A 14,156-nucleotide genomic window follows, 5' to 3' on the forward strand; every position below is an offset into this window, starting at 1 on the left:
AAAAGGGCTGCCGAAAACCGGCAGCCCCTGGGATTAAGTGTTTATTTATACAGCGCGGCTTTTATTGTGGCAGCAGCCTGCTGGATCGCAACCTTTATGGCCGGCACATCCGCGATGGGATTCAGGAGTCCGTAATCATGGATCAGACCGCCGTATCTTGTCAGCGTTACCGGCACACCGGCTTCGTTGAGTTTGCGGGCATAAGCTTCGCCTTCATCACGAAGCACATCATTCTCGGCTGTCTGTACCAGGGCTGGCGGCAGCCCTTTCAGCTGCTCTGTAGTTGCTTGCAAAGGTGATGCATAAATCTCCTTTCTTTTTTCCGTGTCAGGCAAATAACTGTCCCAGAACCACTGCATCATTTTCTTTGATAAGAAGCGGCCGTTCGCGAAAAGATGGTAGGATTCTGTATCGAAATTTGCATCGGTTACCGGCCAGAGCATGACTTGTAATTGTATGTTGGGGCCTTTTTTGTCTTTAGCCATCAGCGCGATAACGCCTGTCATGTTACCTCCGACACTGTTACCGACAACGGCAAGGTTTTTACCGTTTACGCCGATTTCCGCCCCATGCTGTGCAACCCATTCTGTTGCGGCGTAGATCTCGTTGATAGCGGTGGGGTATTTAGCCTCCGGCGACCTTGAATAATCCGGAAAAATAGCGACTGCTCCGCTTCCTGTGACAAGGTCACGTACCAGACGTCTGTGGGTAGGATAATCTCCCAGCACCCATCCGCCACCGTGAATAAAGATAAATACAGGGGCATTTGCTTTAACGCCTTTCGGTTTCATTATATGAAGTTTAACGCCCGTGCCGTTCTGGCTGATCGTTTTTTCCGTTTCGTCTACGTTTGAATAATCGAACCTGACGGAATTCTGGGCACCGGTGAGTACATTACGGGCCTCCGGCGGACTTAACTGCTCGATCGGCTTGCCGCCGCCGGAATTCAAAGCTTTAAGAAAAGGCCGGATCTCCTTTAGTACCAGTGGGTCTTCTTCGCCTGGATATGGCCTTTCCTGTGCGAAAGCATGAATGTTCAGTAATAACAGCGCGGCAGCGGCTGCAAGCTTCTTGTTGAACTTTAAAATTTTCATAGTGGTCATCAATTAATTATTTACGGATACTCTTCTCGTGATTCAGGCTATTAACTGGATTTGGAGGGTTTGCTATATATGCAGCGGGCGCTGCTTAGGTCCCGCAGGGAGTAGGGAGGGTGGTCACCCTGTTTCACCGGGGCAGCGGTTTTCCCTGATCCGTACCTGCCTGACTTGGCGGTTGAAAAAGGGTTATTACGTGCCGGTGTAATCGCGGGTGTGATCATCTGTTTTTTTTGTAATTGGATGAGTCCCAGATCTCTAAACCTGTGCCATTTTCATAACAAAATGATAATGAATAGATTGTAGTCGATTTAGGGTTTTGTTCCGCACTGCATTTCGCTGTTTGGCGATGAAGTGGCGAAGGGTCGGAAGGGTGTCCAAAAAAGTTTATTTACAACGGTTTATCAGTGATAGTATATTTGACGATGTTATATCGCGCAATCCCGAACGATTAACGAAATAAAGTGGGGCGTAGCTCTTCATTAGTTTTATAAAGTATTGTTGTACAGTTGTTTGTAAGTATGGTCTGTTCTTTGTCATGCCTTCGGCACTCAATAGCTACAACGATGAATGAAAAACTGACTACAGCATCCGGTATACCCTATGCCAGCCACGAAGACACGCAAAGCATCGGGCCGAGAGGTCCGCTATTGCTGCAGGATTTTATCCTGCATGAAAAACTTGCCCATTTTAACAGGGAACGCATCCCGGAAAGGGTGGTTCATGCCAAAGGTTCCGGCGCATACGGAATTTTTACGGTGACCAGTGATATCAGCCGGTTTTCCAAGGCGAAACTGTTTAATGCGGTTGGAAAAGAGACCCGTATATTTATGAGGTTTTCGACAGTGGGAGGTGAGCGCGGGAGTGCAGACACGGAACGTGACCCGCGGGGATTCGCTATAAAGTTCTATACCGAAGACGGGAACTGGGATATCGTCGGCAACAATACACCGATATTCTTTTTGAAGGACCCGAAGAAATTCCCGGATTTTATACATACCCAGAAACGTGATCCACACACGAACTGTAAAAACCCAACGATGACCTGGGATTTTTTCAGTCTTAATCCGGAATCCCTCCACCAGGTCCTGTTTCTGATGAGCGAAAGGGGGACACCTTACGGATACCGTCATATGCACGGCTTCGGCAGCCATACCTATTCCATGATCAATGCCTCAAATGAAGTGGTTTTTGTAAAATTCCATTTCAAAACATTGCAGGGTATCAAAAATCTCAGTGCCAGGGAAGCCGGTGAGCTTAAGGGGCGTGATCCTGATTTTGCACAGCGTGATCTGTTAACTGCTATTGCCGAAAAGGATTTTCCGCAATGGCAGCTGTATATACAGGTGATGACGTCGGAACAGGCAGGTGAGCAAAGATATAATCCCTTTGATCTTACCAAGACCTGGAGCCAGTCAGATTTTTCGCTTATTGAGGTCGGGACGATCCAACTGAATGAGAACCCGGCCAATTATTTTGCAGATGTGGAACAGGCAGCTTTTGCGCCTTCCAATATCGTGGACGGCATCGGGTTTTCTCCTGACAAAATGCTGCAGGGCCGGATACTCGCTTACCCTGATGCGCAGCGTTACCGCCTCGGTATCAATTTCAATTACATTCCGGTTAACCGCTGTCCGTTCATGGTTGCCAATTACCACAGGGACGGGCAAATGCGCACGGACGGAAACGGCGGGGGGCAGCCGAACTATTACCCGAACAGTTTTGATACCATTCATCAGGATATCAACTACAAAAGACCTGCTGAGCATACGCATTCACAGGTTTTGGACTGGTTTGACCGTAATGCGCCCGGTGAAGACGACCATTTCAGCCAGCCCGGGGTCTTTTACAGGAAAGTACTTGACCCCGAAGGAAAAGAGGCGCTGGTCAGCAATATTTCCGATGCCATGTCCGGTATCACAGGGCCCGGACGCGCGGAGATCATCAACCGTCAGCTTTGCCATTTTTTCCGGGCAGATATCGATCTCAGCAGCAGGATAAGCGAGAAATTAAATATCGATCTCTCGGGGGCTTTACATCACTGAAATTTTGCCGGTACTGACCGGGCCTATAAACGATCTTATTAAATATAAATACCGCTATGAAAATCTCTGAAAAACTAATGAGACCAGGCATGTTCGTCCTGGTACTTCTGCTAACTGTTTTTGCTGCTGCAAACCCGCTGGTGGCACAAACACAGCCTGTTAAGAATATTGTTATCGTTCATGGTGCTTTCGCCGACGGCTCCGGCTGGCGTGGTGTCTTCGATATCCTGAGTGCGAAGGGCTACAATGTGACGATTGTTCAGAACCCGCTGACGGGGCTGAAAAATGATGTGGATGCGACGAAAAGGATCCTGGATAAGCAGGACGGGCCGGTGATCCTTGTCGGTCACTCCTGGGGCGGCGTCGTCATCACCGAGGCAGGTATGCATGAAAAAGTTGCGGCGCTGGTCTATGTCGCAGCCTATCAGCCCGATAAGGGAGAAAATACGCTCAAATGGGCGACCTCACTTCCCGCTGCTCCGGAGAACGGCATCTTAGCGCCTGATGAGCACGGTTTCGTCTACTATGATAAAAGCAAATTCCGGGCAGGTTTTGCGGCTGATCTGAGCAAAGCCGAGACTGATTTCCTGTTTGCTTCGCAGCAGCCCATTCTGGGAGAAAGCTTCGCGACCGAACTGAACGATGCGGCATGGCATACGAAACCGAGCTATGGTATTGTCGCAACGGAAGACAAAAGCATTAACCCCGATGTTGAACGAAATATGTACAAGCGTGCGAATACGAAGACCATAGAAGCGAAAGGAAGTCACCTGATATTCGCTTCTCATCCTGATGTCGTGGCCAGGCTGATCATTACCGCAGCAGGCGGAAAATAAGGATCCCGGCCGGACGTGCAGCGTCCGGCCGGTTATTTAAACGGGCACAGCTCTTCGGGGCGTATGCCTGATTTAACGGTCCCGTCACCATAATTAAATCCCCGTTATGTGCGTAAATATGATCATACAATCTCAGAAAATATCGCTGTTAGCTGTTTTGTTATACTGTCTCTCGACGGGACTGGCATTGCCTGCCAAAGGGCAAGAACTGTCAGGCAGTTCCAAAGAGACAGTTGAAGCGTTAGGAAGGATACGGCATATAAATGCCGGCGTACTCAATGTGGGTTATGCCGAATCCGGACCTGCTGAGGGGCCGGCAGTTATTCTTCTCCACGGCTGGCCGTACGATATCCATAGTTTTTCTTCTGTCGCACCGATACTGGCCCGAAAAGGTTTCAGGGTCATTGTCCCGTACCTCCGCGGCTTCGGCTCCACTGTTTTTCTTTCAGCCAGAACTTTCAGGAACGGGCAGCAGTCGGCACTTGCGGTCGACGTGATCGAACTGATGGACGCTTTGCAAATTCGAAAGGCTGTTATCGGAGGCTTTGACTGGGGAGCGCGTACGGCTGATATCGTGGCTGCACTGTGGCCGGAACGTTGTATAGCACTCGTCTCCGTTAGCGGCTATCTCATTGGCAGCCCTGAAGCAGGAAAAAAGCCGCTGCTGCCCGAGGCAGAACAGGCATGGTGGTACCAGTTTTATTTCGCTACAAAAAGAGGTGAGACCGGTTACAGGACTAACCGCATAGCCATGGCAAAGCTGATCTGGCAAAACGCCTCACCCCATTGGAAATTCAGCGACAGTACTTTTAATCTTTCAGCAAGGTCATTTGAAAACAAAGATCATGTCGATATCGTGATCCATAATTACCGTTGGCGGATAGGGGCAGCCAAAGGTGAATCACGTTATGCCGGTCTGGAAAAAAGACTGAAAAATTTCCCGGTGATCAGTGTTCCCGCTATCAGCATCGAAGGAGATGACAATGGCGCGCCTCATCCGGATCCAAAAAGCTACGCCCGGATGTTTACCGGGAGGTATATGCACCGGACCGTCCTTGGCGGCATTGGTCACAATCTTCCATCTGAAGCGCCGGAAGCTTTCGCACAGGCTGTGTCTGACGCGTATATGATGGCGCAATAGATCTTGCATGCGATATTTCGTCTGTGACGATATTGAAGAACGATATATCGTTCTTTTGCTAAACAGTGAAGTTTAAAATGCTGATTATTAATTATTAAAAAACATGGCATGGTTTTTCATGGTGCGCTGGCATTGTTACAAATTATAATTAGTCTAAATAAAAATGATTAAACTTCCACGTAACCAGGGCTTCTGGCTTTTTATCTTTATGTTCTGCGTTGCGAGCGCTCATGCCCAGGGCAACAAGGGAACCGTCAGGGGCAAGGTACTCACCTCCGAAGGAAAAGATGCCGACAATGTTTCTGTTACCGTTAAAGGGCAAGGTTCAGGTACAGCGACAGATGATCACGGTAACTTTGAATTGAAACTACAGCCCGGAGCTTATATCCTGCTGATATCCCAGACCGGTGCCGCCCCGGTACAGCTTCCGGCTGATGTCACAGCGGGGAAAACCACGCAGCTGGATCCTGTCAGACTGGATATCAGCAACCGTGCGCTGCAGGAAGTGACCATCAGCTCGGGAAGAACAAATAAGTTTACGCGTAAGGGAAGTGACTACGTCGCTAAAATGCCACTAAGTAATCTGGAGAACCCGCAGGTGTATACGAGCATCAGTAAGGAGCTCCTGAGGGATCAGCAGATCAATAACCTGGACGATGCCCTGCGTAATGCTCCGGGCGTGACAAAGCTGTTCGATGCTACCGGAAGGGCCGGATCAGGTGCGACCAATTTTGTGCTTCGCGGTTTTTCTACCCAGGCCAGACTGCGTAACGGACTAGCCGGAAATATCACGACCATTGCAGACGCCGTAAATGTGGAAGCGATCGAGGTGATCAAGGGGCCGTCAGCTACCTTATTCGGCAATGCAATGACCTCATACGGAGGACTGATCAATCGGGTGACAAAAAAGCCTTTCAAAGCAGCAGCCGGTGAGGTTTCCTATTACGGCGGGAGCTATGGCCTCAACCGTATCAGCGCCGACTATAATACCCCGCTGGATAGTGCGGGAAATGTGCTTTTTCGGGTAAATACGGCCTACAATTATCAGAACAGTTTCAGCGATAACGGTTACCGGAAAAGCTTTTTTCTGGCTCCGACCTTATCATACAGGGTTAACGACCGCCTTAATTTCAGTATTGACGCCGAATTCAATACGCTGCAGAGCGGGGGCAGCCAGTATTTTTACCTGTATCCGACCGTCAATGTCAGCGCATTCGGTGCAAACCGTGCAGATCAGATCCCAGTCAATTATAAAAGCACATTCTCGAACAACGATGTTATGAAAACAGGCCAGAATACCAATGTTTTCGGGCAAATGAACTATATATTTAATTCCCGCTGGAAATCACAGACGAATTTCAGCGTGACCAGCAGTACTTCAAAAGGTCCTGCACCTTATTTCTATATCATACCTGGCAGCAGTGTCAGAACGCTGACCGGCGTTAATTCCTATACAGATCCGCTTTACCTGGAGCGTATGGTATGGTCGCCTAACGGGACAGACCTGAATGCTGAACTGCAGGAGAACGTAACGGGGGATTTCAAAATAGGTAAGTTCCGCAACCGGCTGACCCTCGGGCTCGATTATTTTCACGCCCGCACGAACATCAACTTTAACCGCTTTGCTTATGTGACATCCAAAACACCGGCTACCCGGATCAACGATCTTTTCGACTTCGTCAGCCTGACGAACCCGGGCAATGCCTACTACAACTTCAACGAAAGTAAAGTAGATTCTGCATATGCCAACCGTCCTGCAGGTACCGTACTGACCACAAAAAATGATTCTTACACGTACAGCGCCTATGCATCCGACGTTTTCAATATCACTGACAATTTTTTAGCACTGATCAGTCTGCGTGTTGACCGGTTCGACAATAAAGGCATTCTGAATAACTCCACCAACGTGACCTCGGATGGGTACAGGCAAACGGCCATTGCCCCGAAATTCGGCCTGGTTTACCAGGTTATTCCCGAGCATGTGTCGGTATTCGGCAACTACCAGTCGGGATTTACCAATAAAACAGGTACCGATTTCGAGAGCAAGCCATTCAAGCCGGAGCATTCCAAACAGGCAGAGGGCGGTGTGAAATATGACCTGCTCGGTGGCAGAATAAGCGGTACCATCAGCTATTACCATATTAAAGTGACAGATATCGTACGCCCTTATGAGGCCAATCCTGTCCTTTCCATACAAAACGGTACGCAGGTCAGTGAGGGTGTTGAGATAGAGGCTGTTGCCAACCCTTTTCCCGGTCTCAACGTGATAGGCGGCTATGGCTATAATTACAGCGTATACACAAAAACCACGACGGCACAAACGGGCCTTCGCCCGACAAACGCAGGTCCGGAGCGTACCGCCAACCTGTGGATGAGTTACCGTTTCAGCAACGGCTTGGTAAAAGGCCTTGGCTTTGGTGCCGGCGGTAATTATGCCGGAAAGGTCTTTGCGATCAACAGTAACACTTACGGACAGTTCATTTTGCCTTCTTACACTATCTATAATGCAGCTGTTTTTTATGACCAGGTGAAATACCGGGTAGGACTGAAAATAAATAACGTCGGCAATAAACGTTACTGGGTGGGCAGCGGCACAATGAACCCGCAAATGCTGAGGGAGATCGTTGCCAATATCAGTTTCAGATTTTAATTGACCGGGAATGTCTTTGTTTAAAAAAGTAGTTTTATTCATTCATCGCTGGCTCGGATTACTGTCCGGGCTGGTCGTGTTTATTGTCAGTATCTCAGGCTGTGTCTACTCCTTTCAGGATCAGATACAGGATGCCTTGTTTTCCTACCGGAAGGTTAACCGAGGGAGCGGGGATATGCTGCTGCCTTCACGGCTTATCACGATCGCTAAAGAAAGATATCCGGGCGGCAAGGTTAGCTTAGTGAATTATTACACCCCTGACCGTACTGCACAGGTGCGTATTGACACGGGTAAGGTACAGCATTCATTGTTTATTGATCCTTACACGGGCCGCCTGATCCATGACGACCCGGATTTTAAGCACAATTTTTTCAATACGGTTAAGAGTATTCATTTTTACTGTTTTTTTCCGCCGGCGATAGGAAAAACGGTTGTCGGTTCGTCGACCATCATATTTATGGTCATAATGATCACCGGATTGGTTTTGTGGTGGCCCCTTCGAAAGTTTGATCGGAAGCGAAGCTTGACTATCAAATGGAAGACCAGGTGGCGCAGGGTCAATTATGACTTGCATAGTGTGATCGGATTTTATGTTTTCAGCATCAGTTTTCTTCTTGCATTCAGCGGACTTTCCATGTCGTATGACTGGTTGAGCAAAAGTATCTATTGGACAGCTAACGGAGGAAAGGAATACAAAAAGGAACTAAAGAAATATACATCTGATACGACAACCAAAGTACAGAATATCGCGGTTATAAAAATCATCGATGCCGGCTTCCTGTATGCCCGCAAAAGATCGCCGAAAACAGAAATGATGCTGATCTCTCCGGGAGCATTACCAAAAAGTCCGATTTCTTACACCTGCTACCCACGGGTATTTCATTTCAGCTACAGCGATACTTATTCCATCGATCAGTACACAGGTAAAGTCCTGAAGGAATTACCTAACACAAGGAAAAGTACGGGCTTAGTCCTGTTAGGAATGAACTATGATATTCATGTCGGGCAAATCGCAGGACTAAGCGGTCAAATCATCATGTTTCTGGCTGGATTGATCAGTGCTTCTCTGCCGGTGACCGGGTTATTTATTTATTTAGGCAAAAAAAAATCGATACTACTCAGAAAAGGTAGAGGGGCGCATTCTGTCAGACAACGACGACTTGATAAAAGTTTAAATTAAATTATTAAAAAACAAAGATCTTAGTAAATACAAGTTGAGGTTTTTACAGAAACTTCAGCAAGTTGATGAATGTCAAATGCATTGCACCTAATACCATAGAAATTGTAGATGTACGCCATTGATGACTCAACGATATCTCAGGTGTTGAGCAACACCTGAGATATCTTTTGATGATTCATGATTTGAAAGAACAAATTAGTTTTTTCTTAAATTAACACATGTTTTACAAGTCCTCCTTATTTAGTCTCAAATATCATGGCAGTCCAAACACTACCTTTCAGCAGTCTGCTCAACATCGATAAAAAATCCGGCACAGCCATCTACCGTCAATTGGCCGATGCACTTATCGATCTGATAAGAGATTCCAAATTAAAACCAGGGTATCAACTTCCCTCGTCCAGAGCTATGGCACTCATCCTGTCCTTAAACAGGACAACAATTGTTGCAGCTTATGAAGAATTAAAAATCCAGGGTTGGCTGGAAGTGATTGAAAGAAAAGGCATATTCGTGTCCAACAAGCTGCCAGTGGTCAAACCAACGCCTTTTCAGAAAGAAGAACCTGAAAAGTCTTTTCCGGAAGCAGAACACTACTTTTACCATCGCTTCTCTGAAATCCCTAGAGGATCACGTGAACTAAAGGCGTACCAGCTGCTGATAAATGACGGATATCCTGATCAAAGGATCGCACCCTTCGATATGATATTTAATCGATATAAAACTCTGATACGCAGAACATATTTGCACGGTACGCTTTTAACTGAACAAGCTGCGGGAAATTCTTTTCTTAGGAAAGAGCTTGCCGATTTTATGTCAAAAACAAGGGCACTGGATATTGCTCCTGAAAATATCCTGATCACCCAAGGTGCACAATTAGCGATTTTTATTGCCGCCAGAATGATTTTGCGACCAGGAAGTACAGTCGTAGTAGCCGACCTTAACTATATTTTGGCAAACAGATTGTTCGAAGAACTAGGTGCTAAGCTGATCAAGGTCAGAATCGACGATGATGGGATCGATGTCGATGCAATTGAAGAAATCTGCCGTACACAGCAGCCGGACCTATTGTATCTGATTCCTCATCATCACCACCCTACCACGGTGACGCTCAGTGGAGAAAGAAGAATAAAACTGCTTGATGTCATCAGGAGGTATAAGCTCCCGGTTATAGAGGATGACTATGATTATGATTTCCACTATGAAAACAGCCCTATATTACCTTTAGCAAGTGCTGCTCATGGTGGTTATGTATTATATATTGGTTCAATATCAAAAACCTTATCACCAACTGTTCGTCTGGGATACCTCGTCGGCAGTAATGATTTTATATGGCAGGCTGCCAAACTTAAGCAAATGGTAGACATCAGGGGAGACGTTTTATTCGAAGAGTCAATTGCTCACCTCTTCAATTCGGGTGAGATGCAAAAACACTTGCGGCGTTCTGTTGAATTATATAAATACAGAAGGGACCTGTTCTGTGACGCTTTGCAGATCGCAGCGTCTGACATCGTAACCTTCGAGAGACCAAAAGGGGGAATGGCAGTTTGGGCAGTTTTTCCGAAAGAATATTCTGTCACGTTACTGGCAGAGAGAATGGCGGGAAAAGGGGCATTTTTAAGCGATGGCAGCATCTACCCCTACAATTCGCGTATAAATGGTGTTCGGTTAGGTTTTGCGTCATTGAATCCGTCTGAAATAGCTCAATTTATGCAGACGTTAAAAGATTCCTTATAGTTTTGGCACATGAAGGTATAAAAAAGGCCGGCTTATAATGCCGGCCTTTTGATTGATAGAATAAGATTATTTGTTCTTTTCTATCCAAGTATCAAAATTCATCTCTCCTTTATAAAAGTCGCCTGTGGGAACCAGGCAAGACTTTGGAATTTCGAAAAACATATATTTGTCATCATCATTCGGAATGACTGTTTTTTCGATACCCGTTTTTTCCAGATACTTAGTTACAAAGTCTGTCATAGGGGCCTTTTCAGGACCTGCAATCTCCACGATCTTCTGCTTTGGCTCACCCAGCGCGAATTGCACAACATAATTTGTTACATCCTCGGCAGCTATCGGTTGATAATCGACCGTCGAAACGAATACTTTATCACCTTCACCTTGTACGGAGATTATTGTATCGATATGTTCGTGAAACTGCGTAGCACGAATTATTGTGTAAGGAATGCCTGAATTGATAATATTATCTTCCTGGTCTTTCTTGGCGCGGAGATATCCTATGTATTGTGCACGGTCGGTGCCTACTATTGATAGAATCAGGTGATGCTTGACGCCCGCCAGCTTCTCAGCGCTTGCAATATTTTTGCCGGCTGTTCTGAAAAAATTCAGAGCAGTCTCATCGTCAGGGGAGGCGGAATTTGACAGGTCGATCACAACCTCTGTTCCTTCCAAAGCCTGTGCTAATCCCGCTCCCGTTAAAATATCGACGCCTGCCGAACGTGCGCCGACCACAACTTCATGACCTGCTTTATTTAATTTGTAACAAACTGTTTTACCAATGAGTCCTGTGCCTCCGATTACTAAGATTTTCATAATTAATAATTTAAGTCAGCTACAATTTTAATAGCCTGAGCAAAGTAACATCATTCAGGACATCAGCTGGTCATCCAGGACTCATATGAAAGCCAGTCCAGACCAGGATAAACCTTATCGTCCTAACGGCTAACGATGATCGAATATAACCCTTCCGCCTGATTTCGCCCACTCATCGATTCCCCCTAACAGCGGCCCTATACGTTTCAAACCAACCTTTCTTAGCTTTTCAGCGTACCGGGCAGCGGTGAGCTCGTTCGGACATGAGCAGTAAATGATCACTTCGTTATGACGCTGAAACCGTTCAGCTATTTCGTTAAGGTTTTTATCACCGATGAGTATCGAACCGGGAATAAACCCATTCCTGGTTCGCTGGTCTGCCGGACGCGCATCAAGTATAACAGGACCTGACTGTTCCTGTATCAGCTCATATAAGTCACTGACCGTAACACGGTCGATGTTAAATTGCTTAATGAGACGCTTTCGTTTTATCCATTTCGCCAGAAGATATAAGCCGAAGGCAGCTGCGAGGATCAGACCACCTATTTTCCCATAGTCAGAAAGCGCTGCAATGATGCTGCTGATCTCATTCCGGAAAAATACCCCTAACGAAACAGCACTGCCGAGATAAACGACAGCAGCAATAAATGAAAATATCCCGAACACACTCAGCCGCATTCTGTAAACCCCAGCTACTAAAGGAGCGATGGTAGACAGGCCGGGAATAAATTTCGCTAAGGTCAGGGCCGGCGATCCGAAGCGTTCAAACAAATCACTGCTGCCGCTTACGCAGGAATCGGGAGATATGGAGATTTTGCAAAGCCTGCCGAGGATCCGGGTGCCGTACCGCTTACCTGCTGAATATAAAATAAAGTCACCGATTAGTGAGCCGGCTGATCCTGTAAATATGAGCGCAACAATATCCGTCAGGGTCAGCGGCGTAAAAGCCGCTGTTACCATCAGAATAGCGAACGCCGGAAGCGGAAGCCCTAAGCTTTGCAGCAGGGTTATGACGAATATCATCCATAATCCGTAAACATGTACCAGTTCGATCAATGTATCCATCTTTCACAAAATGCAGGGTGAAATAAGTTTTTTTGGGGTCTTGTTCAATGAAGGATCTTAATTTTACAAAAGTCTGCTGATTAAGAATTCTGTGTACAAATTTAGCCCTGTCGCGAAAGCAACTTTTTGACATTTGTCAATTTAGATCAGAATAAGCAGGACCAAAGTTCCGTGCCATCCCGACTGAAGCAAAAGTTTACCTGTCCATGCCCGCTGCTGCGCGGGCTGAAAAAATACATCAGACTAAGTGCTCAGTTGGGCGATCCTGACGGAGAGGGCCCGCAGTAATTCTAAAGATATCTCAGCTTTGTTATCGAAACTCAATGCCCTGTAGTCTCCTGCTTCATCCGGCTCAAAGATCACAACAGTTTCATCGATCAGCACTGATATGCGATGCGTGTAACCCCACCGTTCAAACCTCGCCTTATATTCTTTTTCATGGCCCTGCCAGGTAACCTGAATAACAAAAGCTTCGTTCATTTGATTTTTAAGTTGGCGGTATCGGTCACGATGATCTCAGGCTTTCCTTTATAATCTATCACTTCACCACTTACCGTGATCGTTTTATCGTCAAGCTGTTTCCCCAGTTCTTTAGCTCTGCCTTTCAGCGCGACAGTTAACAGCTGATTCGGATATGCCGCACCCAGGTTCACCAGTACCATGCTGCCGATATCTTTTGAGCTGAATACTTTGCCGCTTACTGTAACTGTTTTCCCGGTAGCATTTTTGATATCCTCGAGTTTGATCACGGAAACATCAGCAGCATTTTGAGCCGAAGCTTTAGGGCTGCTTACCACTGCAGGAGCAGAGGCGGAATTGAACAATTTGTTTAATTCGCCTGCCAGGCGGATACCTGCCTGGTCGATACGGCTGCGGGTGACCTGTATGTATTTCTGATAATATGCGTCGCTGATAGTCTGACCCGGTTTAGCCGATCCATAAAGCTCACTGCTGATCTGGTAGCTTTCCCAAAGCCATTCCATAGGACTATCCGCCTGCCATTGTTTGATCTGTGCTAAAGTAGCTACATCATAGTTCTTCGCGATATCCTGTTCGCTGAGACCTTCGTGGTCGATCAGCTTGCTGTCCCAAAGGCTGTGCAGGTTTGTGCCCTTATTATCAAAACGAACTTGTATCGTATTACCACCTTTATCCTCTTTACGGCTTACATGCATCGGCTGGTGCGCGTCACCAACCAAATGAATCAGATATTTCAGGGCTTCGTTCTTAGCCTCAGCAGATAAGTTCTTGTCTTTTAAACTCGCTTCTGTTTTCAGGATCGCTGTATAAACGTTGTTATCGCTCTGTGAAACCGCAGAAACAAAAGCCTCGTGGCTCAAACCCAGGGGCAGGTTCAGGTAATGCCAGCCAGCCGTTTTCGGGTTACGGTTCTCGTCAGCCCAGGTTGCCACATCCGACATCGCCTGTCCGTTCAGATAAGCTGATACCACATAAGCTGTATTGCTCGTCAAATGTACACTATTTCGGTGGAGTTCCTGGTGCCATTGTTCCTGATAACCTGCGTTCCGCCGTAACCAGAGGAAGCAAATACGAAGCGATATTGAATGATGAGTTTGCGTCCTTTGCAGAGCATTATG

11 protein-coding genes are annotated in these 14,156 nt (G+C 46.7%); 6 read left to right on the forward strand and 5 right to left on the reverse strand.

Annotated features, from left to right (window positions below; all coding sequences use genetic code 11):
* Window positions 1-41: 41 nt before the first annotated feature.
* Window positions 42-1,094, reverse strand: coding sequence for an alpha/beta hydrolase (locus tag FPZ43_RS18550; RefSeq protein WP_146383422.1), 1,053 nt, complete (start codon window positions 1,092-1,094; stop codon window positions 42-44).
* 569 nt (window positions 1,095-1,663) lie between these two features.
* Here FPZ43_RS18550 and FPZ43_RS18555 point away from each other — a divergent pair.
* The 6 genes from FPZ43_RS18555 (at window position 1,664) to FPZ43_RS18580 (ending at window position 10,680) form a co-directional block, all read left to right on the forward strand.
* Window positions 1,664-3,142, forward strand: coding sequence for a catalase (locus FPZ43_RS18555; RefSeq protein ID WP_146383423.1), 1,479 nt, complete (start codon window positions 1,664-1,666; stop codon window positions 3,140-3,142).
* A 56-nt stretch (window positions 3,143-3,198) separates the two neighbouring features.
* Complete coding sequence (locus FPZ43_RS18560; protein WP_222431009.1) at window positions 3,199-3,978, forward strand: alpha/beta hydrolase; 780 nt, start codon at window positions 3,199-3,201, stop codon at window positions 3,976-3,978.
* 118 nt (window positions 3,979-4,096) lie between these two features.
* Complete coding sequence (locus FPZ43_RS18565) at window positions 4,097-5,119, forward strand: alpha/beta fold hydrolase (protein WP_222431010.1); 1,023 nt, start codon at window positions 4,097-4,099, stop codon at window positions 5,117-5,119.
* 208 nt (window positions 5,120-5,327) lie between these two features.
* Window positions 5,328-7,769, forward strand: coding sequence for a TonB-dependent receptor (locus tag FPZ43_RS18570; protein WP_186461899.1), 2,442 nt, complete (start codon window positions 5,328-5,330; stop codon window positions 7,767-7,769).
* 10 nt (window positions 7,770-7,779) lie between these two features.
* Window positions 7,780-8,949, forward strand: coding sequence for a PepSY-associated TM helix domain-containing protein (locus FPZ43_RS18575; protein WP_146383426.1), 1,170 nt, complete (start codon window positions 7,780-7,782; stop codon window positions 8,947-8,949).
* A 255-nt stretch (window positions 8,950-9,204) separates the two neighbouring features.
* Window positions 9,205-10,680 carry an aminotransferase-like domain-containing protein gene (locus FPZ43_RS18580; protein ID WP_146383427.1) on the forward strand — a complete coding sequence of 492 codons (1,476 nt, stop codon included), beginning with the start codon at window positions 9,205-9,207 and terminating at the stop codon, window positions 10,678-10,680.
* A gap of 66 nt (window positions 10,681-10,746) precedes the next feature.
* Here the strand turns inward: FPZ43_RS18580 and FPZ43_RS18585 are convergent, their stop codons facing one another.
* The 4 genes from FPZ43_RS18585 to FPZ43_RS18600 all read right to left on the reverse strand — a co-directional run bounded on the left by FPZ43_RS18585 (window position 10,747) and on the right by FPZ43_RS18600 (window position 14,030).
* Complete coding sequence (locus FPZ43_RS18585; RefSeq protein WP_146383428.1) at window positions 10,747-11,493, reverse strand: SDR family oxidoreductase; 747 nt, start codon at window positions 11,491-11,493, stop codon at window positions 10,747-10,749.
* Window positions 11,494-11,622: 129 nt separating this feature from the next.
* Window positions 11,623-12,558 carry a rhodanese-like domain-containing protein gene (locus FPZ43_RS18590; RefSeq protein WP_146383429.1) on the reverse strand — a complete coding sequence of 312 codons (936 nt, stop codon included), beginning with the start codon at window positions 12,556-12,558 and terminating at the stop codon, window positions 11,623-11,625.
* Between the two features lie 243 nt (window positions 12,559-12,801).
* On the reverse strand, window positions 12,802-13,038 hold the full coding sequence (locus tag FPZ43_RS18595) for a hypothetical protein (RefSeq protein ID WP_146383430.1): 237 nt from the start codon (window positions 13,036-13,038) through the stop codon (window positions 12,802-12,804).
* Entirely contained in the window at window positions 13,035-14,030 is a 996-nt protein-coding gene (locus tag FPZ43_RS18600; RefSeq protein ID WP_186461900.1) for a S1/P1 nuclease, read from the reverse strand. Before FPZ43_RS18600 ends, FPZ43_RS18595 begins: the two co-directional genes overlap by 4 nt.
* Window positions 14,031-14,156 lie beyond the last annotated feature (126 nt).

The organism is Mucilaginibacter pallidiroseus, assembly GCF_007846085.1.
GTDB lineage: Bacteria > Bacteroidota > Bacteroidia > Sphingobacteriales > Sphingobacteriaceae > Mucilaginibacter > Mucilaginibacter pallidiroseus.

Bases quoted from the DNA above. Each gene is read 5' to 3' on its own strand.
- FPZ43_RS18590 (WP_146383429.1), bottom strand. From the start codon at position 12,558: ATGGATACATTGATCGAACTGGTACATGTTTACGGATTATGGATGATA.
- FPZ43_RS18575 (WP_146383426.1), top strand. From the start codon at position 7,780: ATGTCTTTGTTTAAAAAAGTAGTTTTATTCATTCATCGCTGGCTCGGA.
- FPZ43_RS18595 (WP_146383430.1), bottom strand. From the start codon at position 13,038: ATGAACGAAGCTTTTGTTATTCAGGTTACCTGGCAGGGCCATGAAAAA.
- FPZ43_RS18580 (WP_146383427.1), top strand. From the start codon at position 9,205: ATGGCAGTCCAAACACTACCTTTCAGCAGTCTGCTCAACATCGATAAA.
- FPZ43_RS18565 (WP_222431010.1), top strand. From the start codon at position 4,097: ATGATCATACAATCTCAGAAAATATCGCTGTTAGCTGTTTTGTTATAC.
- FPZ43_RS18585 (WP_146383428.1), bottom strand. From the start codon at position 11,493: ATGAAAATCTTAGTAATCGGAGGCACAGGACTCATTGGTAAAACAGTT.
- FPZ43_RS18555 (WP_146383423.1), top strand. From the start codon at position 1,664: ATGAATGAAAAACTGACTACAGCATCCGGTATACCCTATGCCAGCCAC.
- FPZ43_RS18570 (WP_186461899.1), top strand. From the start codon at position 5,328: ATGTTCTGCGTTGCGAGCGCTCATGCCCAGGGCAACAAGGGAACCGTC.
- FPZ43_RS18550 (WP_146383422.1), bottom strand. From the start codon at position 1,094: ATGAAAATTTTAAAGTTCAACAAGAAGCTTGCAGCCGCTGCCGCGCTG.
- FPZ43_RS18560 (WP_222431009.1), top strand. From the start codon at position 3,199: ATGAAAATCTCTGAAAAACTAATGAGACCAGGCATGTTCGTCCTGGTA.